Raw genomic sequence first — 23,077 nt, 5'->3', positions numbered from 1 at the left:
TGTCAGACCGAGCGGAGTCGAGGTCAAGAAAGAATTGAGATAATTATGAGAATAAAAACCAAGAACAGAATATTATAAATGCATAAATAAAATGTGATCGTGAATCGTGAAAAGTGAAACGGAAGTTAACTGAGTTTTCCCCAATTGGTAAGGACGAGAGAAACATCAAATTTCTTTGTAGAAGTGGCGTGTGCAAAGCATCCATGTCTAGAGAGTTGACCAACAATATGGAGACGGGCAATCCTAATTGGAACATTTTTAAGAGATCGCTTACAAAAAATGAAATACAGATTAAATTAAGACTGAAATAAATTTAATAATTATCGAAGTGAGACGAACAGCTAACAAAAAGTAAACTAAATAAATTTCTATTTGCTAAATAGGAATATCTCCGGATCAATAGAATAATTATCATTTGTTGAATAAAATCATCATTATAGCGCATCAACTTTCCAAACCAAGGAAGTAGTCCATTTTTCATCCCTTTGCTCTATTTTTTCACACTCAATATCTACTTAACTTCTTGACAAATAAATATCGAAGACTAATTTGTTATTAACAAAGTGAATAACAATTTGTTCGATCACACACCATCTCAATAATAGGCGAAGATTCTTATGAAAACCAATACAAAAAATCCGACAACTTTCTTAAACAGGATGATATACTTACTTGAGGCAATGCTAATATTAGTATTTATAATGCCTGCAGTTGTTACGGCTCAATCGTCCCCGGCACCGGTGAATCTTGGAACAGCTAACGATTTTGTGATTTTAGCAAAAACAGGAATCTCAACCACGGGAACAACTCATATTACAGGAGATATTGGACTGAGTCCAGCCGCAGCTACATACGTAACCGGATGCGGATTAACTATGCATTCTTCAGGCACATATTCGACTTCATCATTAATTACCGGAAAAGTATACGCCGCCGACTATACTTCCCCTACCCCAACCAAATTGACTACGGCTATAGGTGATATGCAAACCGCATACACCGACGCAGCCGGTAGATCATTGCCCGACTATAACGAACTTTACACCGGGAATCTTACCGGGCACACACTCACTCACGGTCTCTATAAATGGGGAACCGGAGTTACTATCTCTGCAGGCGGTGTCACTATCTCGGGCAGTGCAAATGATGTTTGGATCTTCCAGATAGCGCAAAATCTAACCATAGCAAACGGTGTCATCGTAACTTTAAGCGGCGGCGCATTGGCTTCCAACATTTTCTGGCAGGTCGCAGGACAAGTGACAATAGGAACGACTGCCGCCATGAAGGGAATCATATTGTGTCAAACGTTGATTGATATGCAGACCGGTGCAACTTTGAGCGGCCGCGCACTTGCACAAACCGCGGTTACATTAAACGCTAATGCCGTCACTAAGCCGGAAACGGTGACTGCCGTAAAGAATAGTTTATCAGTGCCTCAAGATTTCGCGCTCTTTCAGAATTACCCTAATCCATTCAACCCAACAACGACAATAAATTACTCACTTCCCCGCTCCGGATTTGTAACAATAAAAATTTATGATCTCCTGGGTGCAGAGATAATGACCTTACTGAATGAGGAAATGTCCACCGGGAATTATTCGATTAAATTTGACGGAAGCAATATTTCAAGCGGAATTTATTTTTATCAATTGCGAGGCGGGTCATTTGTGGAAACGAAGAAATTTGTGTTGATGAAATGAGGCGGGTAACTCCTTAAGCTAAGAGTAATTAAAGGAAAGGGCGAGTTAGTGTATCGCCCTTTTGTGTTCCAGCAAATTTTAACAACTAAAGATCAGAGAAATTCGAATTTAGAATGGATAATTAAGAGTTACGAAAGAATAACCGAGGGCTTATAATTTAGAATTGCGAATTTAGAATTTATAATTACCTGATGATTACAAGATCTTGACAATGATCACGTATGGCGTTATTATGGAGCATACGCGTAAACAACCAATGGAGAATAATTTTTGAATGGGTCGAAAATGATGCTTATCAAGTTCAAATAATTGATTATCATAAAGGGTAATAAAAATGAGAAACAAAACAAAAATAGAACCGATTCATCCCGGCGAGATATTGCTTGAGGAATTTATCCGCCCTTTCAAAATTTCACAGTATAAACTGGCGAAGGATACAGGGCTTCCTCTATCGAGGATTAATCAAATCATTCTAGGCAAACGGATAATAACTGCAGAAACAGCCCTTCTTCTTTCGAAGTATTTCAATTTATCTGAAGATTATTGGTTAAACCTACAAAAACGGTACGATCTTGAGATCGCAAAAGAGAAAATGATAAAGAGAATAAATTCAGTAAAGACTATTATAGCCGCAGTCTGAAAAATAATTGAGAATTGAGAATTGCCAATTTATAATTGCGAATTTAGAATGTATAAATTGTTGAAGTTATGCCATGATCTTTGAGTTTCCGCCAAAAGGTAGATAAAGAAAAGAAGAAAAAAAGAAATGATGGAAAGATGAAAAGAAGAAAAGAAGTCAGACCGAGCGGAGTCGAGGTCAGATAGGTTGCGAATTTACAATCGCGAATGGGGAATTGAGAATGGAGAATTTATAATTTAGAATTAAGTGAGCTTTGAGCTTCCCCAAATGGCAGAAACAGAAAAGAAATGATTGAGAAAAGAAATGATGAAAAGTAGAAAAGAAGTCAGACCGGGCGGTGCCGAGGTCAAGTAAGGTTGGTCAACCACCGGAGAAAAAGATATGAGATAACATAAATGAATAATAACATGTGACGTGAATCGTGAAAAGTGAAACGAAAGTTCATGTTTCTCGTTTTGCCCTCTAATACCCCGTCAATTCTACGTAGCCTCTCCCATCAACTTCTTTATACTTAATAGTTCCTTTCACCGAAACCGATCCTTCCCAATAACTGATGAGCAATTCAAGTTCCTGGTCCTTTACTTCGGGAGTCAATACCAGATTTATATTCCGTTTCGGTATTGAAAATTTCCAGCCGGATGGATAGACATTTCGTATCTTGCTTTCCCAATAACCTGCGACATCAATTTTTACATCTTCCGCTTTCAGCTTTTCACTTTTACCGTTATCCAAAATCAGTACACCTTGATTATATTTATCAGAAATTTTTTCTTTTCCGTGAAATTGATAGAACATGATTTCACTGTTATTATTTAATTGAATCGAAAACCAATCCCAGCCATCTTCATTTCTTCCGAGTGAGGCATTACTCCATTCACGATCCATCCATGAAAAACCGGATACTTCAAATTCTTCACCGCTGATCTTCACCTTGCCGGCTGTGCTTATCCTAGTCAATGAATAGTAATGAGAAAAATTATCGGTCCCGGGCCCTTTTCTGCTGATGCCGTTATCACCCTGAAGAAAAACCGGTTTGAGACTGGAGAGATCCAGATCGATCGAATAGGTTTCCGCTGCCGCTTTAATATGAAAATCGGGCTTTGCATAATTTTTATTTATGTAATTGCCTTGAACTACCCAATCACCCAGCCAGAATTTTAAAGGGCTGGAAGAAGCTCCGGCAAGACCTTCTGTACCGAGAGAAAATTTATCTTTATAATAAAATTTATTCTTTGCGATATCGGTAAGGGCGAAATGTGCCATATACCTTTGATCATTTTCAAATTTTTGATTTGTTGAATTCCATGCTAACGCATTTCTAAAAATTGTAAATTCGTATCCGAATTTTCTCCCGTTTTTATCGGAAAGATTCCCCGAGAAATACCACCATTCCGTACGGAAATTATTATGTGAGCCGTAGTCACGTGGGAAAAAAATATCACTGTTCCCGTACTTCTCGTCAGCAGGGATCTGATTGTTTACCGTATTATTCTTTTCCGGTGAGATATAAGAATAATCTGAAGAAGGAGATGATAAATTCAAGGAAATATAAATCAATGCTGCTACAACAGCGGCAGTTATTAAAATTTTCTTCTTCAATTAATTATCAGAGGGATATGAATAATTTTGAAATGTCATTCATGCTTATAGTAGTTAAGTCGGTGAAATTGCGTCAAACTGAGCGTAGACGAGGTCTTTCTCTACAATATAAAATTAAAACTCATGCCGCCGGAGAAATGTTTGAGTCTTAGCAACCCGCCAAGCAAAGAAATATGATTAAACAATTTTACCCTTATCCCCCCGTTTGTATGTGCTCCGTCATATTCTCCCATTATTTCAAATGTTCTATACAACATAAAATTGATGCCCCCGAATAATCCGACAAAATTATGATGCTGCGCCCGGATTCGATCGGATCCAAAACCAAGATGAAAACCAGCTAAAAAATTACTTAGACTATTTATCATAACATGTTTAGAAACAACAATATACAATGCATTATTTCTTACAGCTTTGGGACCACCATATACACCCTCCAGATCATGTAACCCTACTAAAACAGCTGGCAAATAACCAGCTTCATTATTCAATCTAATTCTTAAACTAATAGTTCTATCACCAATACCTTGAGTACCGATATCTGGATTTATCATTCGTGTTATCTTACCACTTATTTCAATATATGGTAAGAAATTAAAACTAAAGAATGGCGTTATAGCATCTTTTTTATAATCACTAAAAGAAAGAAGCGATTTATCAATAAAACTTGCTCCGACTGTAATCTGTTTATCCTGTTGCATCTCCGCCGTTGGGATAAAAAATAGGCCAGTACTGCCTTCGAGAGTCTGCCCATGAAAGAAGGAAAAAGGAAGAAGAAAAAGGGAAAAAAGAAGCTTATAGCTATTAGCCTTTAGCATTTAGTTTTCTTTCATAATGTAAAGTATTTATTTACTCAAATATTGTAAAAAATAGTAATTGTTTTTTAACTGACAGCTAATCGCTGAATGCTGAAAGCTAATTCAGTACGCATGCGGATCGCCTTTGATCATACGCCAAATAGTTAAAAAGATGATCTGCAAGTCAAGCCAGATGGACCAGTTCTCGATATACCAGATATCATATTCCACACGCCGCTGCATCAAAGATTTTTCTTTTGTCTCTCCGCGGAGTCCGTGAACCTGCGCCCAGCCGGTTATTCCGGGTTTAACCAGATGCCGTCTCATATATTTATCAACCGAATCTTTCGATTCAAGGTTTAAAGGGGTTGGATGAGGGCGTGGTCCAACAATACTGATTTCCCCTTTTAAAACATTCCAAAATTGTGGGAGTTCATCAAAATTAGTTTTACGCAAAAACTTTCCGAATCTGGTTATTCTTATATCATTTTTAGAAGCCTGCCTATATTTCCCGTTTTCATCAATTTCAGAACAATTACAATTCATAGAACGGAACTTATAGATATAAAACCTTCTATTATTCCGCCCCCATCTTTCTTGTTTGTAGAAGACAGGTCCTTCGCTATCTAATCTGATGAATATAGCTATCAGTGGGAAGAGCCATGAGAAGATGAGAACAAATGCCAGAAGAGCAAATCCAGTATCCAGCCCCCTCTTTATCATCCGCCAGCCGAGATCGTTTATTTTATCTTCTCTTATCGAAATTACCGGCAGGTTCCCGAACATTGAAATTGAGTACCGGCTCGATATTGATTGAAAATAATCGGGGATTAATCTTACACGAGTCGGATATCTTTCACAGATCTTTACTATCTCCGTGATTTTGGAGAAAGCATGATTAGGAAGAGCGATCATCACATTATCGATCTCATTTGATTCAAGGATCGAATCGAGTTCAGAGATCGGACCTAAATAAGTGCCGTTAAGTTCACTTTTTTTTGAATCGTCAAGAAAACCGATGAACTTATAACCAAAGTGTGGATTTGTCATTATCTCATGATGGAATCTCTTGCCTACTGTACCCGCTCCTATTATCAATATTGATCTTAGGTTTCTTCCTCTTAATCTTATTATATCAATAAATTTTCTTACCAGATACTTTTCGATGGTTAATAAAAAGAAGGCAAGAGCAGGATAAACAAAGATAAACCGGCGCGGGAACTCTCTCTCTTTTAACAATACAATCGCGGCGATAATCCCTATAATGAGCACAAAACAATTTTTTATTACTCCAATAAATTCATAACTGAAATTTCTCGATCTGAACTCATCATATATACCGTTTTTGCTAGACGATAAGAACCAGCTGATCATTATTATAATGAAGGAAACCGAAGAGTTAAATCCGGTTTTATAAACTACTGAATTTGGTATGAGATAAAAAGTTAGCTCATAACAGAGCAGTAGAATAACGAGATCTGCTATTACTCTTATATAAAAATATGCCTGCCTGTAGATGTTCATAACGCCTTATATTGAAATATATAATGAAAACTAAAAAGCATGAAACCAAGTAAAAAGTAAAAAGTATAAAGTGTAAATTACAAATTATAAAGGATAAAGGATAAAGGATAAATTAAAAAGAAAAAAGAGAAAAAAGAAAATGAAGACTACAAATTATAAAGTAGAAAAGAATAAAAACAAAAAGAATAAAAATTAACAATGCACTAAAACGACGGGAGCAATTGAGTAAATAGTAAACTATGAATTGCTAATATCACAGGTCAGAATTGTTCTAAATCGAGCCGAACTTTAAATTCAGTCAAACTTTCTCAGACCTGTAAACTCTAAAAAAACATACCAGAGGAAGAGTGAATTTGTTATCAAATACATCTTCCACAGCCTTCGCGGTGCCTATACTAAACGATAAAACACTCTAGCGAAGAATTCTTCATCCACTCCATAGTATATTTAATATTACCGGCAAGGTAATCGAATTCTACTCCGATCCCAATCAAAACACTGCAGTCTAGTTTTTTTATTCATTCAAGTTTATCATAAAATATTCTGTCAAGCCTTAGTGACAACTTATAAGATTTTTGCAAATCTTAGATATTACTAAATAAGATGAACATCTATAGAATATTTTTGTATTAGATGTGTTGAATTAAAATAGTGAATTTTAAGTTCTAGCTTAAACCTGATAATTAGTATAGAAATTTGGATGAAAATAATTTTATAATTTTTAAATAATCTTATTTATAATTTTTTCAAAATCTTTTATTTCTTCTTCATTGATAGCCATATTTGGTCTTAATCTGACGCTAGTCTCACCAGCACTATTACATAAAAGTTTATTTTTATAACATAACTTAAGGAAATCGTTTCGTTCAACTTTTGTATTAAAATCAAACGCAATTAGATGCCCTGAAGATCTATAATTCAAGACCTTTCCTTCAAGTATTTTCCTAAATTTGTTACTATTTTCAACCGCTTTGCTTATAAGGTCGTATTTTTCATAGGCATATAGTATATACTTTGCCCTTATCGCATCTATCAAATCACCGTCAAAAGTAACATCTAATTTTTGTAGTTTTGATAGTATTAATTCGCTATATTTTTGGTTCACCATTATTCCACTAATCTGTGCTTTTTTCCCAAACACTAAGATATCAGGCCTTAAACCGATTTTTTCGGAATACCACATACTTCCACTAGTTCCAAATCCAGTTTGAATTTCATCAACTATAAAGCAAATATCTTTATCGTTGCATAACTTCTGTAATTTTTTCAAAAGAAAAGGATCTATGTAAATATCTCCGGAAGTGCATTGAACAGGTTCAACAATAACTGCGACTAAATTTGATAAATCATTTGATTCTATGTATTCGAAAATTTTTTCTATTGATAAATTCTGCCAATTATTTTTGGGAAAATATTTCATTCTCTCGCCGGTTGCACCGTAACGATCAGTTACAAAACCCCAACTATTTACACCATGAAAACTCTTTTCAAGCCCTAATACCATTGGATTTATTGCTTTTCTATATTCCATTGAGCATTTGATTGCCGATTCAATCGCAAGTGCCCCGGTTGAACAAAAATGCACGTAATCCGAAATGGCATTATTTATAAATTTAGCAATGAAAGATTGTAATTCATCCGTTTGGAATACGTTATTAGTCATTTTTAGATGAGCTACTGATGTTACTTCTGATAAAAAATCTTTATCAAAGATTTCATGAGAATACCCTAATGGTAACGATGAATATAAACTAAAAAAGTCTAAATACTCTTCTTGAGTATTCTTATCGAAAACATATGAATTATGACTTTTTATAAAGTCAACTTTAATATCAAATATTGTCACAATATTCATAATTTTCCTTAAAAATATTATAAATTATTTATTTAGATATTTTTAGTAATCCTCAACATCGTATACATGGTCAACATCTTCTCTACTAACAGCTAGTCTTATTCCAATTTCATTTCCGATGGCAGTAATTTTATGCCGTTTATTTCTCTCTATAAATATTATATCTCCTTTTTTCACAATAATTGATTTTCCTTCAACAAACCACTCCCATTTACCTTTAAGAATGTACCACCATTCATCCCAATCATTATGAAAATGTAATCTATTCCCCTCTCCAGGTAATTGGGCAATAAGTGTGGCACTATTTGATTTTGAATTAATTAAAGTATATGACCATGATGACTCATATCCATTTTCATTAATTATCTTATCGATTGCAACAACTTCCTTATTAAATTCATTCATGATATTACGAATTACTCCATCGCTTTGAAGGATTCTCTCTCTGTCAGCATCTCTGATGATTTTATGAGTTTTCTCCGAATAATATTCAGGGAAATTATGACGTGTTCTGATTGCATGGGTAATTGCTTCAGCAAGAATAAAATCTTCCTCATTATCTATATCAATTGTTGAATACCCATGCAAAGTATAAAATCCAATCGAACCGTCCCCACCATGATATCCAGCTCCATGTTTTTCCATGTTTGTTACAAAACGATTACGTTCCCATCCCATAATTCCACACGCATATGCTTTAATGGGTTCCAATAGTTGTGAAGGTGGTGTTTTCTTCATTTGATTAAAATTCACTGATTTATTTTTATAAATACATTCAATCTGAACATCTTTTACGGAGATATATGTCTCATATTCACCTTCGATCATTTTATTTACAAAATCCTTTATTTCCTCTGGAGTAATAAAAGGAGAAGTTGGGAGTAATTGAATAACCAAATCACTCTCAACATTTTTAAAAAAGTCCATTGTAAAATCATCATTTGTTGCTTCGTTAGAAGATAAAAATTCCGGTCTTTTATAATATTTTATATTATAACTTCGCGCTAACTGATCAAATACTTCTGCCTCAGAATTAATATATATTTCATCAAATATATTTGATTCTATACTTGCTTCAATAATGTAAGATATCAATGGTTTCCCATTAATCAGTCTAATATTTTTCTTTTTAATTCTTTGACTTCCAAGCCGCGCTGGAATCATAGCTACTATTTTCATTATTACCTCGTTTTTAAAAATAATTATTAGCGAGTAACATTTCTTTTAAAATCATTTTATTATGCTAGAAGATAAACGATAACTGCTTAAACAATGAAAAACATACTTCTACTTGAATAATTTTCCGAATTCAATTTTCTCAAAAATGTTTAAATTACCATCAACTGTAGCATCAAGTATTTTTTTTCCATTTTTTCCAAAATGCTCTTTTGCCTTTTTGTATGCTAATTCTTCACCTTTATAGTCTGGAATTTCCCATTTCATTCCTTTTTTATAATATCCCGTTATAAAATGGTTGTTTTCTTTGCCCGTACTTATTAGCGTTTTACCAGGTATTCCTTTTTCTACATAATTGTGGTCTTTACCAATAAGTATAACTTCATCACAGCCAAGGTAATATGCAAGTTGAAGACATGCATAAGTTACACTATGTCCACCATAAATTGTTCGCGAAAAGTTCTCAGAAAAATGAACCTTAAAAGTCTGCTTGAAATAGATTATATCACTGGAGTTCTTAAAATACTTCCTACCGTTCCAAAGATATAATTTAATAGATTTAACATTCGCGAGTTCATCTGGGAATTGCTTTAATGTGAGTGCAACATCATTAACAACAAGATAAGTCGGAAGAAAACCGAGTTGTTCCTTAAGTAGATAAATTCTATTCATTCCAATTGTAACTTCATTTTTTAGGGCTCTCAAATCCATGCTTTTAATGCTAGGTCCATTTGCAATAATAAAGCATCTTTTCCCTTTTTGGGAATCTTTGAGAGCCATTAAATTACTAATGTTCTTGCGTTGAAACCTTAGAGGTAATGACCAGCTTATTTTGTGAGGTAAATCCAATATTCTTCGTTTAATCGCTTTGAATATTCTCGTAAAATTAATTTCATCGGAATTAATCGTTCTCAGATATTCTATCCTACTCATTATATTTCCTTAACTATTTCGCAAAAAACGGTTACCGGTGAACCGTTTGCACCATGAACCAATAATGGTGAAACAATAACTTTCTGAATTTTATTAAATCTATTGATTTGCTTCAATGACATATCTTCTATAATAATAAATTTGTTGAAATTATTGGTTTTTCTAAGAAATTGAATATGTGCCTTTTTTCCTTCATCCCGGAATTTCCAGGAGGTAAGTGAAATGAAATCAAACCCAATTGCCTTTAGATTTGTAAACTCTTCACGAAGTATCATTCCTAAATCTGCTGATAGTCCGGGATTATCATTCCAATATTTTTCAGAAAGACGATATATTTCATACCCTGTTCTAATTAAAAGCAAATCTGTGTTCTCACATATTTCTGTTTTTAAATCTGAATATTCAATAAGTTTGGCTTCAGAGCATTTTACATCAATGAGTTGTGGGTGTTGAAAAATAAAATCACTTATAGCAAAATCCGAAAGAGTAGCCCCGTCTAAAAAGAAATGCGAAGGTAAATCAATATGTGTACCCAAGTGATTATTTGTAAATTGCCAGTTTGAAGAATTTGCACTGTCGCCTTTTTCGATCTGAGTTTTTTCACTGATAATAAACTGATCGCGATTTCCATACGACGGTGTATCAGAGCATAATACATGAGATAAAAGTTGAATAACATGACCCATAGTTACAAAAAGTTGTTAACAAATAAAAAACTATAAAATTCAATGATTGTGATCGGTTAAATATTCGCATCTTGCGAAAAATAGTTGTAAAGAAGCTAATTAATTTCCGTGTTTAAAAGCATATCCAGATAACCATTATCTGCTACTACGTCTCTAAAACAAATGAAGTTTCCAAATGCATTTTCATCATGCAACATTGTTGGATAAGCTTTTATTGTTCTCCATTTATGCGTAGTTCCGTACTCAATAACTGGAAACCATTCTGAAACAAAAACACGATAACCTTTTTCGACAAAAAAATCACCTAATTTATGGAAATCATATCCCAATTCAATTGTCTTCCTATTCTCAAATTCACAAAAAATAACTTTTGGTTTTAATTTATCCCATGGAAACCCTTGCAATACAAAAAGATCATGGCCCTCAGTATCGATTTTTAATATATCAACACTAGTAATGCCTTGTTCTTCGATAAAATCATTCAATGTTATAGTTTCAACAAGACCTGCTTTGTGATGTGAACTATGGAATGCATGTAAAGATGAAATCCCTGTTGAAATCTCGCTTGTAAAAAATTGTAATTTTTCACCACTTTTATTAGAACATGCCTTGTTAATAAATTTGACATTCTCTCTTTTACTAAAATGTTCCAATGCTTCTTGTTTCATCTTATCAGGGTCTGGATCAAAAGCATAAATTTTCCAATTTGTTTCATCTCCTAAAAACCTTTCTAAATAGCTCCCAGTTGATGCACCAATGTCAAACAAAACACCAGTATTTTGCTTAATTGATTCAAAATATTTTAAGACAAGTTCTGATTCATTTATTTTATGAATTAACCGCATTCTGCGTATTTGCCTCCGAAAGAATAATAGTAGGACCAAATATAAACGCCCCAAAAAACGGTTATAAGAATACAGCCAATAAAAGGTTTTAATAGCTGATTTTTTAAAATAATTTAGCAAAACAAACTCCTAAATATTTTTTTGTTTAAGAAATTCAGCGAATAGGAAATCATATTTCTCATCTATATCTACTGCTTCTAATCTATCAATAGGAAAAAGTAAAGGTGATTTACCAATGCGATTTTTATTTTTTAAGAATCCTTCTCTAGAAAAAATATAAATACATGAATTCTCTTCATATATAACAGCCAATTCTTGAGTCTTGATAAGTTTTTCCGGATCATGATTAATGGGTTTACCATCGTGAAAGAATAAGCGTGTTTGCAAAGGTGTTACTGAAAGTAAGGAATCATTATGACTATTTTTGAAGAATTCTTCAATAGATCTGTCAATTGTGCGGGTCTTCAATAAAGGGTTCGTGCTATGCGTTTGTAAAAAATAATTCCCCTTCGTAATCGATAGATCATAGTCTAAAATCTGATTTGCTTCATTACTATTAATAGTAAGCAGATAATCAGGGCGCTTATGTATCGTCACACTAAAATGTTTAGACGCTTCATTTGCTATTATTTCAGAATCAGTATTGATAATGATTTCGGAAATGTATATGCTACCTGAGAGAGATTCTAATATCCAGTGTAACAAGGGCTTCCCATAAAATATTTTCATATTTTTTCCAGGAATCCGTTCAGAATGCTGCTTCATAAACAGCAATGCTTTGATTTCTGGTACATTCATCAATAGTTAATATGCTTTTACTTTTAAAGTAACTTTTTTAATTAATTCAGGTTTATCAATATAATATTGCGGACCATGGGCATCTTCAGGAAAGAATATTGCAAAGAAACCGTTTCCAATATCTACATGAGTATCACCAGATGGATTTTTATAAAATGCTCTATCTTTATCAGGATCATAGTCAATATGCATCTCCATTCCAGCTAAATTTGACCATTTGATTCTTTCCCTCCCAACAATCGGAAACTGAACGTCAATTACCTTTTTGTGAGCCTCATATCCTCTTGTAAATGTTTCCTTCGTTTCATACTCGCTTACTATCGATTTTACATTTTCATTTATTTGATATTCTCCCAATTCAACTTCCGGTTTTAAACTTTCCAAATACTTCAACCCTGCTTTAATATTATCATTAATTCCATAATACAGACGGGCATTTTTTAAATTGTCTAGAATCATTTTTATTCCTCCGTATTAGTTTTAAATTGGTCCATTCAAGCAACATTATTGGGTGAGTCTCTAATTACATTTATAGTTTTAATATGGAGCATGCTGTTTTAGAACTATCCTAGGACTCCGTAAACTCATCCCGAAAATAAGTAGTTAACCATGATGAAAATATTTCATCCAAAGGTTTATATTCCTTAAATGTTTTGCCGGGACCATTTGAAAGAATCAAACCCAACAAATTTCCTTTATTTTTTTTGTCTTTTCTTAACGCGTTTTCAAAATCAACTTGATTCATATTATTAATTGTATAGCCTTTCCAAATCTGTTGAAGCAATTCTTTGGCTTCTAAACGGGTTTCATTAGACTGATAACCATACTGAACTGAAATATAGTTTGACATATCCATTCCAATACTAACTGCAACACCATGCGGGATTTCATAGTTGGTCAAGGATTCTATTGCATGTCCAAAAGAATGTCCATAGTTAAAGACCTGTCTTTCCTTCTTATCAAATTCATCAATTTCGATATAACTCTTTTTTATTTCAAGACTTCGTTTCAGTAGTTCTTTAAGAACTTCTTTATTTTCTCTTGCTCTCCGATATTCTTTTTTAAACCTTAAAAAATCATCTACTCCGGAAACTAAAAAGTAGTGCAGCATTTCTCCAAGTCCGGAAGTCAAATCTCTTTCTTCTAGCGTATCCAAGAAAGTAAGATCAATAAAAATTTTTTGTGGAGAATAGAAATTGCCAAGCTGGTTTTTATATCTGCCAAAATTGATTGATGTTTTTGAACCAATACAACTATCGCCCTGTGCTAATAATGTTGTTGGGAAAAAGAGCCATTCTACTCCCCTATACATAATTGAGGCGATGAAAGCAGTAACATCCTGCGTAATTCCTCCGCCAATGGCAAAAAGTCTATTATTTTTTCTGAATCCTTTTTCAATTAATTGTTGAATAACCGGTTCAAGACCCAAATAACTTTTTTGATTTTCAGTAGCATCAATTTCAATTATATTATTATCCCATTTTCGTCCCAATATATTTTTACCATATAGCTCAATAATTCTTTTGTCAATGATTAGATAATCTCCATTTTGGTATTCATTACTCAATGTATTAGAAAACTCTTCAATTATAAATAATGAATAGTCCTTTATAGAAGACTTAATATCCATCCTAAACATTTGTATAACCTCCATCAACAATAATATTTTGTCCAACGATATAAGTATTCATTTTACTTGATAAGAATATCACGACTCTTGCTATTTCTGCCGGATCAGCCATTCTTTTAATAGGTATCATCTTGGAGATTTGTTCGATTTCTTCAGTTGTGTTCGTTAATTGTGTAAGTTCTGTGAGTGTAAATCCAGGGGAAACAGAATTGACTATTACATTAAATTGTGCAAGTTCAATAGCTATTGTTTTAGTCAATCCATAAAGAGCATTTTTTGTTGTTGTATAAAGAGATCTCTTAGGTCTAGTTATCTCGCTCCAGATTGAGGCAATATTAATAATCCGGCCATAATTTTTCTCTTTCATTCTTTTGGAAACATATCTGCATAAAAGATAAGGACCTTTTAGATTAGTATTTATCAATTGATCAAAATCTGCTTCTTTTGTATCAACAAAATCATCAATAATATTAATCCCTGCATTATTGATGCAGACATCCAGTCTTGGATATTTTTCAAGTTCAGAAAAAAACCGATCAACTGAATTTCTCTCATTAAAATTGACTGAATAATATTTTATATTTTCATTTATTCGATTTTGATTGAGCTCGTCTACAACATCTTGTTTCGTTCCCGTTAAAATCAATCTTGCACCATATTCTGAAAAAAGATCAGCAATGGCTTTCCCTATTCCGCGCGTTGCACCGGTTATTATAACGGTTTGATCTTTAAAGTCCATTTCTAACATATATATCTAATATTTTAATGATAAAAATTCTTCATCTAAAGCTAAATATGAAAGAATCATATGATCAAGTATCATATGCAAATCTTCAATTGGTCCATATTGCTTTATGGGATTTGGTGTGTGGAGGCATATCTTTGCAACTTCTTTCAATTTTCCCCCGTCAAATCCTACCAATCCGATTGATGTACCTCCGATTAGATTAGCATATTCCACAGCTTTAATCACATTATTCGAATTTCCACTTGCTGAAATAGCTATTAAGACGTCACCTTCTTCAAAATTATCTTTCATTTGATCAGAAAATATTTCGTCATAAGAAATATCATTCCCAATTGCGGTAATCATAGGAACCTGGTCAGTTAAACTTCTTATTTTAATTCTTCTCTGTGTGAAATATCGAACAGAGAATCCAAAATCAACTTGAAAATGTGAAGAGGTTGCTGCGCTACCACCATTGCCGCAAACATAAATTGTTTTTTTCGCTTTATGGGCATCTATAATTGTAGTAACTATTTTTTCAAGCACATCAAAATCTAATTGGTCCATCAAAACATTTAAGTCCTTTCTATATTGTTTTACATGAGCCATTAGTTTAATTTTTCTGATGTCTCCGGTGTGCATAATTGCGCTTAAAACATTATCCATTATTATCTCCTTTTTTTCTGTGCAATTATTCTTAGGTGTGAACTTAACAATGACCTTTGCAAAAATTGTTGGAATTCCTCTTTAATTTGATTATTCCTGTTTTTAATGATGTCTCGGATAAAATTTGGAACCTCAATTAAATCAATAACCTTTTCAACGAGTTGTAAGTCTAAAGAACCTGGCGTACTAATTTCAATAATCTTAAAATTGTGCTCTTCAAGCAACATTATAATACCTTCTATTGAAAAAATATTTAGTTCAAAAGGTGGGATCAAACTTCGCGATCTTTCCTTAAGAAATTGGATATCAAAACCGCTCGCTGACGTTGTAGTTAAAAATAATAATCCATTATCTTCAAGACTGTCGTGAATAATTTTCAAGATTGATCTTGGATTGTACACTTTTATCAAAACCTCAAAGGCTGTTATTATGCTGCAACTTTCGGGAGCTAATTCTTCTACAAGTTCAAAACCATTTTTCTCAATTTCATTTCTTATATCATGTGAGGCTTTATATGCTAATTTATGGGTGTAATTAGAGGAATTACCGATGCCCTTAATAAATGGAGTATAACTCGAGTAAAAGTCACAAAAGACCCTTTTTGAATTTTCATCAAAATCAATTGATTCTTCAACCCACCTTATTCTTGGATTGAAAACATGTGTTTTTCTATCCTCTGTTTCTTGAATTACCTGTGAATTCCAATATTTGATTGCTTTAGATTCAGCGAAAAAAACATGAAGCATCTCTTTGGTAGGTCGCGGACTCAAATAAATAGTTTTGCATTGTAGACACTCTCTGTAAATAAATCCTTCTTTCTCAAACGAGATTTTAGATAGAGTATTTTTACATGCAGGGCAATAGTAGAAATTGTTACCGGCATTCGAATTAAATATGTTTTTAATATCCTCCCGGATCAAATTCAAATAATGGTCGAATTCTTCTTCCGGTCTTATTTCTATTTCCCTGAATTCATTCTTTAATACTATATTTTTCATGATAAAATCTTATAGTGTGATAAATTATTTTCATTTTTCCAGGTATTATCTGATTTGTAAATTCTATCAATTAATTCCATTACTTTAACTGCATTTTCAATAGATCCGTGAATAACTGGTTTATTTTCTTTGATGCACTCTTCAAAATCTTTTAATTCCAATTCCCATGATTTATCTTCATCGAAGTAGATAACTTCTTCGCTTGGATTTCCCACTAATTCCAACTCGTCTTCAAACTGCCGCCTTGCAACTATTAAAGTTTCTCTTCCATACGATCTTGAACCGGTTAAAAGACCGGATAAGATCATATATCCGTCAGAAAAAAATAGCTCCAATTTAAAAGTATGCTTCCATTGTGTTGAAGAAGAATGGAATGACGCAAACTGATTCTTATCATTTTTTAATAAGATAAATGCGTTATCCTCCACAGGGATTTCCCAAAATGAATTTGTTATGAAACTCTTTACTTCACTAAATCCTTCAAAAAATAGGTTTAGTAAATCAAGCATATGAATACCTTGATCTAATAATATCCCTCCACCCGATATATCAACCTTACTTCTCCATTCGTCTTTGAAATTTAATCCTCCGGATTTACCATAAAGCCCACGTCCCCACATTAATTTTCCCATCCTGCCGCTTCTAATTATTCTTTTTGCTTCTATTACACTATTGTGAGCCCGATGATTAAAACCGAATTTTAATTTTAATCCGTTACAATTATTGAAACATTTTTGGATCATAAGAACATCATCTAGATTACGACCAGGAGGTTTTTCACAAAATATATGCTTTCCAGCAGATAAGCCTTCCATAACAGCTTTAGCCGTAATATTATTTGGTGTGGCTATGACTAAACAATCTAATTTCCTATTTAACAAATCATGATAATCCCTTGTCAGGAAATAATCACCTTTTAAATCTGAAAATTCTGCAAAAGGATCTGCTATAGCCTCTACAATTCCAATATTTAATTTTTCTATTAATTCTTTACGGAGTCGGCCTATTTTTCCAAAACCGATTATTCCAAATTTTAATTTTTCATTAATCAATATATTTTATCCTTAAGGTTCAGAATGAAATAAATACCTATCATCTATAATACATTACCTCAAGTAGGGAAAAACTTCTAAATTGTATTTTAGCTTTGATTTTCGTTCCCCAATTATTTTTGCTGGAACACCACCAACAATTGCCATTGGTGGGACGTCTTTTGTCACAACAGCATTGGAAGCAACTATAGCACCCCGTCCAATTTTGACACCTGGTAAAATTGTTGCTCTCGATGAAATCCAAACATAATCTTCAATTATTACATCTCCAGAAATTGTCTGATAGTAATCAGAATTAGGATCGTGTTCTAATGTAAATATCGCTGCTTCCCGTGCAATATCTACATTATTACCAATAATAATGCGACCAGTTCTTCCATCTAAAATGCAATATGAATTTATTATTGAATTATTACCAATTACTATTTGTGTCTTTTTGAATGATTGATTTAATATTTCTACATGTGTTAGTATATTAGTATTTTTTCCAAAAACTAAATAATATTTTAAAAAAAATAATCTAATTGAAGAAAATGGAAATTTTAAAACAATTCTGTTAAAAAAAAACCAACGTAATGCTTTAATGAATAATTTAATTTTTTTCATCTATAATGAAACATTTTGAAATTAGACTTAAGTATTCTAACAAAAAATTTGGAATACTTCATTGCTAAGTGAAAATAGCCAAAGGGCATGTTTATGTGCCTTTTATAAAATTTGTAATCTATTAATAGATTGTATCTAGATTTAATCATACTTAATTCGTGAAATGCATCTCTAAAACTTTCTATTGTATTTTTTGCAGTATATTCCCGATCATTCCATACTTTTAAATTTGGATAAACAACTATTGAGAATCCTTTTTCTTTTGCTCTAAGATAAAAATCGCAATCCCCATAGTAGTGGGGAAAATCATTTTCATCAAAATATCCAATTTGATTGAATACTTCTTTATGAATTAAAACTCCCATTCCGCCTGTCCAATCGACTTCAATTTCTTTCTCATACTCGCTTGAATCTATTTTATCTTTGCCAATCAAAGTAGTTTTACCTGTTGCTTTGTTTATTGTAGCCCCCATGTTAAAAATAACATTAGGTTTATCCTGATAATAGACTTTTGAAGCAATGATAATTTTATTATTACCTAGTTTAGTAATATTTTGTAATAAATTTTGAAAATAATCCGTTGTTGTTGTGCAATCATTATTCCAGAGGAGGACATAATCGACTTTCAATTCTGATAACGCAAATTTTACACCCAAATTTACACTTCCACTCCACCATAGATTACCATCACCGTGTTTAATAAATATTTCAGGGTAATTGGATGATATCCATTCAGAAGTTCCATCCAAAGAGCCATCATCAACTACTACGACTGTAATTTGCTTATTTAATTTATGATCAGAAATTTGTGTAGTAAGTTCAATTATTGCTTTTTTTGTAAAGAAAAGAGCATTGTGAACCGGCATAATAATAGAGATATTGGATTCAGTATTCAAATCACCGTTATCCTATTGTAGAGAGTCAATTAAATTATTAACGGCATCAATTTCCATTTGTAGTTTTGCTTCGGCTGCATATGATCCTAAATGAGGAGTAAGAACCACATTAGTTAACTCGGTTAGTTTTCCAGAATATGGCTCATTTTTAAAAACATCAATTGCGGCTCCAGCAATTTTGCCGTCTTTTAGATATTCATACAAAATTTCTTCGTCAACCACGCCGCCTCGCGATATATTTATTAAAAACGAATTGGGGTTCATTAAATCCAGCTCACCTTTGCCTATAACCGGCGATTTATCTGCATTGCCCGGAACGTGTAAGGTTACGATATCGGAAAATTTAAACAATGTATCCTTATCAACAATCGTGAGATTATTTTTTCCAGCCCATGCTTTGTCGGGGAATAAATCATATCCCATCAGTTCGGTACCAAATGCTCCGAACATTCCTGCCACCATTTTACCAATTCTGCCGAGTCCGATTATGCCGATTTTCTTTTTGAAAATTAAATTCCCAATCTCCTTTTTCCAGACATGATTCTTCAGATTTTTATCTGCGATGCTAATTTTTTTTAACAACGCAAAGGTCAATCCAATAGTTAACTCAGCAACAGGTCGTGTTGGACCATCCGGAGTGTTTCTGACAACTATTCCTTTTGATTTTGCGTATTCTATATCAACATTGTCCATACCAACCCCGACACGACTAATACACTTAAGTAAAGAGAGATTATCCAACACTTTTTTATTCAAAGGCTCAACTCCTGCTACAATACCGACACAATCCCGGGCAATTTCTATAACTTCTGTTTCTGTAAGCTTTCTTCCATGAGGATTTTGTATAATTTCATAATTATTTCTTTTAAGAATGTTTAATGGCTCATTGCCGCATTCTCCAAATGAGGAAGGAGAGACTAGTATTTTCATAAAAAGTTTCCTTCTATTTAAAGTTTAGTAAAAATTTATTTTCTTCTTTAATTTTTTCTGCAAGAAAAACCATATCATCTCCATAGGCTATAAATTTGTATCCATCATCAATTTTAGACTTCAGCAATTTATGATCAGAATGAACAATGTGAAAACCACCTGGTTTATTTGATTTTTTTACAAATTTAGTAACCTCTTCCATTAACTCTACTACATTAGGATTGTTAAAATCACCGGGGATCCCTATTGAACCTGATAAATCATAGGGACCAACAATAAATCCATCAACACCCTCAACTGATAAAATATCATTTAGATTTTCTACACCTTTAAAATGTTCGATCTGGACAATACATATGCTTTCTTCTTCCACCCACTTTTGATATCCCCCAAAATCCATACCATATGCTTGCGCACGGAATAAACCAACACCTCTTTTCCCAAATGGGGGGTATTTTATGTAACTAACAGCCCTCTCAGCATCTTCTTTGGTATTTACCATTGGTACAATAACTCCATGAGCTCCTGAATCCATAACACGTTTTATGAGTAACTCGTCATTTGCCCCAACACGAACCAACGGTATGCAATTACAAATATTTATTACTTGAATCATCTGAAGCGCATTATAATAATCAGTCGCAGTATGTTCCATGTCAATAACAAGCCATTCAAATCCTGATTTTGCCATCATTTCACAAATAGGAGTGTATCCAAAAGATAACCAGGAGCCTATTGTTAACTCTTTATTTAATAACTTTTGTTTTAACGATTTCATACTCTCTCTTTATTAAATGTTATTTTTTCTTTTAAAAAAATAATATTTTCCATTATAAGGCCCTCTCGGTATATGCGTGAAAATGACTTTATTCATAAGTTTTATACCGGCATCCTGATTTATAGAAATAATTTCAGCTTCTTCATTCCAAGCGCTAATGTTATCCATCTCTAAGACATTATTAAAAGCTTTTTGAAAATTATTAACATCTTTAGAAATACCACATGATTCCAAAAATAATCTACTTTTTTGCTCTTCCGAATAAGAAAATAAATCTAAAAAATTTTACTCTCGGAAAAGCCTCAAGTTTTCCACCCATACCGGCATTAAAAACTTCAACGCCTAAGTTATCGAAAAATATTTTTGCTTGCTCAAATCTTAAGAAAGTTTCTTCCATACGGGGTTGATGGTAAGCTCTTCCGGCTCCAAAATATCTTGGATCAAAGTGGTTTGGATCGTCATCTTGTGTTGAAGTTAAATTTCTTTTTGTTTCTTTCTTAACAGATGACTGCTGGCTGTATTCTAAATCAACACCGATAATATATATTGGTGAAAATCCTAAAAAAGATAAAATTTGCAAACCAACATTAGTTACACTTTTATTTATTCCGGCATATGGAAGGTTGTTCGAAAATTCCAGTTTATCAAGATAGAGCCAGAACATTTTTTCTGATTCGATAAATTTTTTCTTAAAATTCACATTATACGGATGCAAGTCGGGCAAAAAGATATACTGAAAATTCTGTATGTTTTCTTTAATCTCGTCTATTGAATCAAGAAGGACTCGGTCATCTATAGTTGTATAAAAAGACGGAAGCCAATCTAAACGTTCTTTTAAAAGAAATATCCGGTTAAAACCAATCGAATATTCATTTCTTAATAAATAGAGAGGTAATTTATTTAAACTTGGCCCGTTACCTATTAGAAAAGCCCTTTGTCCTTGATATTTATTCTTTAGCCCAAGCCATCGTGAATAATCTACACTTTTATCAGATAGTTTTCTTTTTCCTCTAACAATAACATTTCTAATCGCCCTATCTACGAAGGTTAATACTCCCTCTTCTTGAATGATATATTTAGATTTTTGCAAAATCTGCTGCATTGTAAAATTACTATTTCCTATGTTATATTAGCTTAACTTCTTTTCTTAAAAACATATTTATTTTCATAAGGTCCAAATGGAATATGTGTGAAAATTTTCTTTTTAATCATTCCTTGCGCAATAGTTTGATCAACTAAAAGATATTCACTTTCGTCATTCCAATCAGTTTCTTTAATAACTTCTGTTAAACTGGGCAATGCTTCTTGCAACGATTCGAAGTCTTCGTTGATTCCTAAGGACTCCAAAAATAAATTCAGCTTATCTTTATAATTATAGTTAAATAAAGAAGTAAATTCTTTGACCGGGAAACAAGTAAGAGCGCTATCATAACCCGCATTAATAATTTTCACACCATTTTGTTTTGAATAAATTGAAGCTATTTCAAATGCATTGAACATACTTGTTAAAGCTAATTTATCAGGTTGATGATAAGAGCGATTTGATCCAAAGTATCTTGGGTCAAAATGATTTGGATCATCATCATATTTTGCTTTTATAGCCGTCCCTTTTTTAGTTTCAACAGTTGAATGGATCTGGTAATTCATATCAACACCAATCAGAATAATCTCTTTGAAGCCCAGAAAAGTTAATATTTGTATAGCTGCGAATGAAACCGTCCCGCCAAGCACTATTTTAGGAAGTTCACTTAAAAAATTACCAAATCCAGGTTTTACCCAGAGGACATTTTCTCTTTTTTTAATAAATTTTTTGAAAATAGTCCCATCGGTATGAACGTCAGGGAAAAAAGAATAATCAACTAAAGCGGTAATTTCATTAATTTCATTTGCCATATCTTTTGCAACCACTGAATCTATCAAAACATAAAAATTTGGTTTCCAGCTAAGTCTTTCGAACATAATATTAAATCGGTTAAATGCGACTGTATATTCATTTTTGAGCAAATATAATGGAGTAATATTAAGACTTGGACCATTGCCTATTAAGAAGACTCTTTCACCTTTAAATTTATTTTTTAAGTTAATAATTTTTTTTTTATTTGAAATATCAAAGTATAATGCTCTTTTTATGATATTGATAATATTGCGATAGGCTTTATTAAAAAAATTCAAAAGACCATCTTCTTTAATGACAATAAGAATTTTATTTATAATGTTTTTCATTGACAATGTCTAGTTTTG

General features: G+C 32.8%; 24 protein-coding genes. 2 read left to right on the top strand and 22 right to left on the bottom strand.

The genetic code is table 11. The features are described 5' to 3' along the window. The first annotated feature begins 617 nt into the window (after positions 1 to 617). Together NTX65_03550 and NTX65_03545 are read left to right on the top strand one after the other, a co-directional pair. The gene (locus NTX65_03550) at positions 618 to 1,700 is read left to right on the top strand and encodes an ice-binding family protein (GenBank protein ID MCX6168389.1); all 1,083 of its coding nucleotides are present in this window, start codon (positions 618 to 620) and stop codon (positions 1,698 to 1,700) included. 334 nt (positions 1,701 to 2,034) lie between these two features. Further along, the gene (locus NTX65_03545; protein MCX6168388.1) at positions 2,035 to 2,340 is read left to right on the top strand and encodes a HigA family addiction module antitoxin; all 306 of its coding nucleotides are present in this window, start codon (positions 2,035 to 2,037) and stop codon (positions 2,338 to 2,340) included. A gap of 462 nt (positions 2,341 to 2,802) precedes the next feature. On the opposite strand, the gene NTX65_03540 is transcribed toward NTX65_03545, so the two are convergent. The 22 genes from NTX65_03540 to NTX65_03435 all read right to left on the bottom strand — a co-directional run bounded on the left by NTX65_03540 (position 2,803) and on the right by NTX65_03435 (position 23,059). Continuing rightward, on the bottom strand, positions 2,803 to 3,939 hold the full coding sequence (locus tag NTX65_03540; GenBank protein MCX6168387.1) for a hypothetical protein: 1,137 nt from the start codon (positions 3,937 to 3,939) through the stop codon (positions 2,803 to 2,805). Between the two features lie 101 nt (positions 3,940 to 4,040). After that, positions 4,041 to 4,757 carry a YjbH domain-containing protein gene (locus NTX65_03535; GenBank protein MCX6168386.1) on the bottom strand — a complete coding sequence of 239 codons (717 nt, stop codon included), beginning with the start codon at positions 4,755 to 4,757 and terminating at the stop codon, positions 4,041 to 4,043. A gap of 102 nt (positions 4,758 to 4,859) precedes the next feature. Further along, positions 4,860 to 6,260 carry an undecaprenyl-phosphate glucose phosphotransferase gene (locus NTX65_03530; protein ID MCX6168385.1) on the bottom strand — a complete coding sequence of 467 codons (1,401 nt, stop codon included), beginning with the start codon at positions 6,258 to 6,260 and terminating at the stop codon, positions 4,860 to 4,862. Positions 6,261 to 6,981: 721 nt separating this feature from the next. Beyond that, positions 6,982 to 8,115, bottom strand: a complete 1,134-nt coding sequence (locus tag NTX65_03525; GenBank protein MCX6168384.1) for an aminotransferase class III-fold pyridoxal phosphate-dependent enzyme — start codon at positions 8,113 to 8,115, stop codon at positions 6,982 to 6,984. A gap of 42 nt (positions 8,116 to 8,157) precedes the next feature. Then, the gene (locus tag NTX65_03520) at positions 8,158 to 9,294 is read right to left on the bottom strand and encodes a cupin domain-containing protein (GenBank protein MCX6168383.1); all 1,137 of its coding nucleotides are present in this window, start codon (positions 9,292 to 9,294) and stop codon (positions 8,158 to 8,160) included. A gap of 108 nt (positions 9,295 to 9,402) precedes the next feature. Continuing rightward, positions 9,403 to 10,224, bottom strand: a complete 822-nt coding sequence (locus NTX65_03515; protein MCX6168382.1) for a DUF115 domain-containing protein — start codon at positions 10,222 to 10,224, stop codon at positions 9,403 to 9,405. Then, the gene (locus NTX65_03510) at positions 10,224 to 10,910 is read right to left on the bottom strand and encodes a cyclase family protein (GenBank protein ID MCX6168381.1); all 687 of its coding nucleotides are present in this window, start codon (positions 10,908 to 10,910) and stop codon (positions 10,224 to 10,226) included. The genes NTX65_03515 and NTX65_03510 overlap by 1 nt, the downstream gene beginning before the upstream one ends. 95 nt (positions 10,911 to 11,005) lie before the next feature. Further along, positions 11,006 to 11,875, bottom strand: a complete 870-nt coding sequence (locus NTX65_03505; GenBank protein MCX6168380.1) for an FkbM family methyltransferase — start codon at positions 11,873 to 11,875, stop codon at positions 11,006 to 11,008. Positions 11,876 to 11,884: 9 nt separating this feature from the next. Beyond that, on the bottom strand, positions 11,885 to 12,553 hold the full coding sequence (locus NTX65_03500; protein ID MCX6168379.1) for an acylneuraminate cytidylyltransferase family protein: 669 nt from the start codon (positions 12,551 to 12,553) through the stop codon (positions 11,885 to 11,887). Between the two features lie 6 nt (positions 12,554 to 12,559). Next, positions 12,560 to 13,012: a YhcH/YjgK/YiaL family protein gene (locus NTX65_03495; GenBank protein MCX6168378.1), complete on the bottom strand. Its 453-nt coding sequence runs from the start codon at positions 13,010 to 13,012 to the stop codon at positions 12,560 to 12,562. 109 nt (positions 13,013 to 13,121) lie between these two features. Next, on the bottom strand, positions 13,122 to 14,192 hold the full coding sequence (locus NTX65_03490) for a hypothetical protein (GenBank protein MCX6168377.1): 1,071 nt from the start codon (positions 14,190 to 14,192) through the stop codon (positions 13,122 to 13,124). Further along, entirely contained in the window at positions 14,185 to 14,931 is a 747-nt protein-coding gene (locus NTX65_03485; GenBank protein ID MCX6168376.1) for an SDR family NAD(P)-dependent oxidoreductase, read from the bottom strand. Before NTX65_03485 ends, NTX65_03490 begins: the two co-directional genes overlap by 8 nt. A 6-nt stretch (positions 14,932 to 14,937) precedes the next feature. Next, complete coding sequence (locus tag NTX65_03480) at positions 14,938 to 15,576, bottom strand: SIS domain-containing protein (protein MCX6168375.1); 639 nt, start codon at positions 15,574 to 15,576, stop codon at positions 14,938 to 14,940. 2 nt (positions 15,577 to 15,578) lie between these two features. Continuing rightward, on the bottom strand, positions 15,579 to 16,574 hold the full coding sequence (locus NTX65_03475) for a hypothetical protein (protein MCX6168374.1): 996 nt from the start codon (positions 16,572 to 16,574) through the stop codon (positions 15,579 to 15,581). Continuing rightward, positions 16,571 to 17,626 (bottom strand): Gfo/Idh/MocA family oxidoreductase, encoded by a 1,056-nt coding sequence (locus tag NTX65_03470; protein ID MCX6168373.1) that lies wholly within the window; start codon positions 17,624 to 17,626, stop codon positions 16,571 to 16,573. The genes NTX65_03475 and NTX65_03470 overlap by 4 nt, the downstream gene beginning before the upstream one ends. A 54-nt stretch (positions 17,627 to 17,680) precedes the next feature. After that, complete coding sequence (locus tag NTX65_03465; GenBank protein MCX6168372.1) at positions 17,681 to 18,232, bottom strand: acyltransferase; 552 nt, start codon at positions 18,230 to 18,232, stop codon at positions 17,681 to 17,683. Next, complete coding sequence (locus NTX65_03460; GenBank protein ID MCX6168371.1) at positions 18,229 to 19,128, bottom strand: glycosyltransferase family 2 protein; 900 nt, start codon at positions 19,126 to 19,128, stop codon at positions 18,229 to 18,231. The genes NTX65_03465 and NTX65_03460 overlap by 4 nt, the downstream gene beginning before the upstream one ends. A 12-nt stretch (positions 19,129 to 19,140) precedes the next feature. Then, complete coding sequence (locus NTX65_03455) at positions 19,141 to 20,058, bottom strand: phosphoglycerate dehydrogenase (GenBank protein MCX6168370.1); 918 nt, start codon at positions 20,056 to 20,058, stop codon at positions 19,141 to 19,143. Positions 20,059 to 20,071: 13 nt separating this feature from the next. After that, positions 20,072 to 20,836 carry an aldolase/citrate lyase family protein gene (locus NTX65_03450; GenBank protein ID MCX6168369.1) on the bottom strand — a complete coding sequence of 255 codons (765 nt, stop codon included), beginning with the start codon at positions 20,834 to 20,836 and terminating at the stop codon, positions 20,072 to 20,074. 12 nt (positions 20,837 to 20,848) lie between these two features. Next, on the bottom strand, positions 20,849 to 21,070 hold the full coding sequence (locus tag NTX65_03445) for a hypothetical protein (GenBank protein ID MCX6168368.1): 222 nt from the start codon (positions 21,068 to 21,070) through the stop codon (positions 20,849 to 20,851). A gap of 7 nt (positions 21,071 to 21,077) precedes the next feature. Continuing rightward, positions 21,078 to 21,938 (bottom strand): DUF115 domain-containing protein, encoded by an 861-nt coding sequence (locus tag NTX65_03440; protein ID MCX6168367.1) that lies wholly within the window; start codon positions 21,936 to 21,938, stop codon positions 21,078 to 21,080. 32 nt (positions 21,939 to 21,970) lie between these two features. Beyond that, positions 21,971 to 23,059, bottom strand: coding sequence for a DUF115 domain-containing protein (locus NTX65_03435; protein MCX6168366.1), 1,089 nt, complete (start codon positions 23,057 to 23,059; stop codon positions 21,971 to 21,973). Positions 23,060 to 23,077: the final 18 nt, after the last annotated feature.

The organism is Ignavibacteriales bacterium (assembly GCA_026390795.1).
GTDB lineage: Bacteria > Bacteroidota > Ignavibacteria > Ignavibacteriales > Melioribacteraceae > Fen-1258.
Note: the sequence above shows the minus strand (reverse complement) of the source record. Positions and strands in the feature narration are given on the sequence as shown.

Bases quoted from the DNA above. Each gene is read 5' to 3' on its own strand.
- NTX65_03450 (MCX6168369.1), bottom strand. From the start codon at position 20,836: ATGAAATCGTTAAAACAAAAGTTATTAAATAAAGAGTTAACAATAGGC.
- NTX65_03435 (MCX6168366.1), bottom strand. From the start codon at position 23,059: ATGAAAAACATTATAAATAAAATTCTTATTGTCATTAAAGAAGATGGT.
- NTX65_03455 (MCX6168370.1), bottom strand. From the start codon at position 20,058: ATGAAAATACTAGTCTCTCCTTCCTCATTTGGAGAATGCGGCAATGAG.
- NTX65_03480 (MCX6168375.1), bottom strand. From the start codon at position 15,576: ATGGATAATGTTTTAAGCGCAATTATGCACACCGGAGACATCAGAAAA.
- NTX65_03440 (MCX6168367.1), bottom strand. From the start codon at position 21,938: ATGCAGCAGATTTTGCAAAAATCTAAATATATCATTCAAGAAGAGGGA.
- NTX65_03530 (MCX6168385.1), bottom strand. From the start codon at position 6,260: ATGAACATCTACAGGCAGGCATATTTTTATATAAGAGTAATAGCAGAT.
- NTX65_03490 (MCX6168377.1), bottom strand. From the start codon at position 14,192: ATGTTTAGGATGGATATTAAGTCTTCTATAAAGGACTATTCATTATTT.
- NTX65_03485 (MCX6168376.1), bottom strand. From the start codon at position 14,931: ATGTTAGAAATGGACTTTAAAGATCAAACCGTTATAATAACCGGTGCA.
- NTX65_03520 (MCX6168383.1), bottom strand. From the start codon at position 9,294: ATGAAAATAGTAGCTATGATTCCAGCGCGGCTTGGAAGTCAAAGAATT.
- NTX65_03495 (MCX6168378.1), bottom strand. From the start codon at position 13,012: ATGATTCTAGACAATTTAAAAAATGCCCGTCTGTATTATGGAATTAAT.
- NTX65_03535 (MCX6168386.1), bottom strand. From the start codon at position 4,757: ATGCTAAAGGCTAATAGCTATAAGCTTCTTTTTTCCCTTTTTCTTCTT.
- NTX65_03515 (MCX6168382.1), bottom strand. From the start codon at position 10,224: ATGAGTAGGATAGAATATCTGAGAACGATTAATTCCGATGAAATTAAT.
- NTX65_03500 (MCX6168379.1), bottom strand. From the start codon at position 12,553: ATGAATGTACCAGAAATCAAAGCATTGCTGTTTATGAAGCAGCATTCT.
- NTX65_03525 (MCX6168384.1), bottom strand. From the start codon at position 8,115: ATGAATATTGTGACAATATTTGATATTAAAGTTGACTTTATAAAAAGT.
- NTX65_03510 (MCX6168381.1), bottom strand. From the start codon at position 10,910: ATGGGTCATGTTATTCAACTTTTATCTCATGTATTATGCTCTGATACA.
- NTX65_03545 (MCX6168388.1), top strand. From the start codon at position 2,035: ATGAGAAACAAAACAAAAATAGAACCGATTCATCCCGGCGAGATATTG.
- NTX65_03550 (MCX6168389.1), top strand. From the start codon at position 618: ATGAAAACCAATACAAAAAATCCGACAACTTTCTTAAACAGGATGATA.
- NTX65_03475 (MCX6168374.1), bottom strand. From the start codon at position 16,574: ATGAAAAATATAGTATTAAAGAATGAATTCAGGGAAATAGAAATAAGA.
- NTX65_03465 (MCX6168372.1), bottom strand. From the start codon at position 18,232: ATGAAAAAAATTAAATTATTCATTAAAGCATTACGTTGGTTTTTTTTT.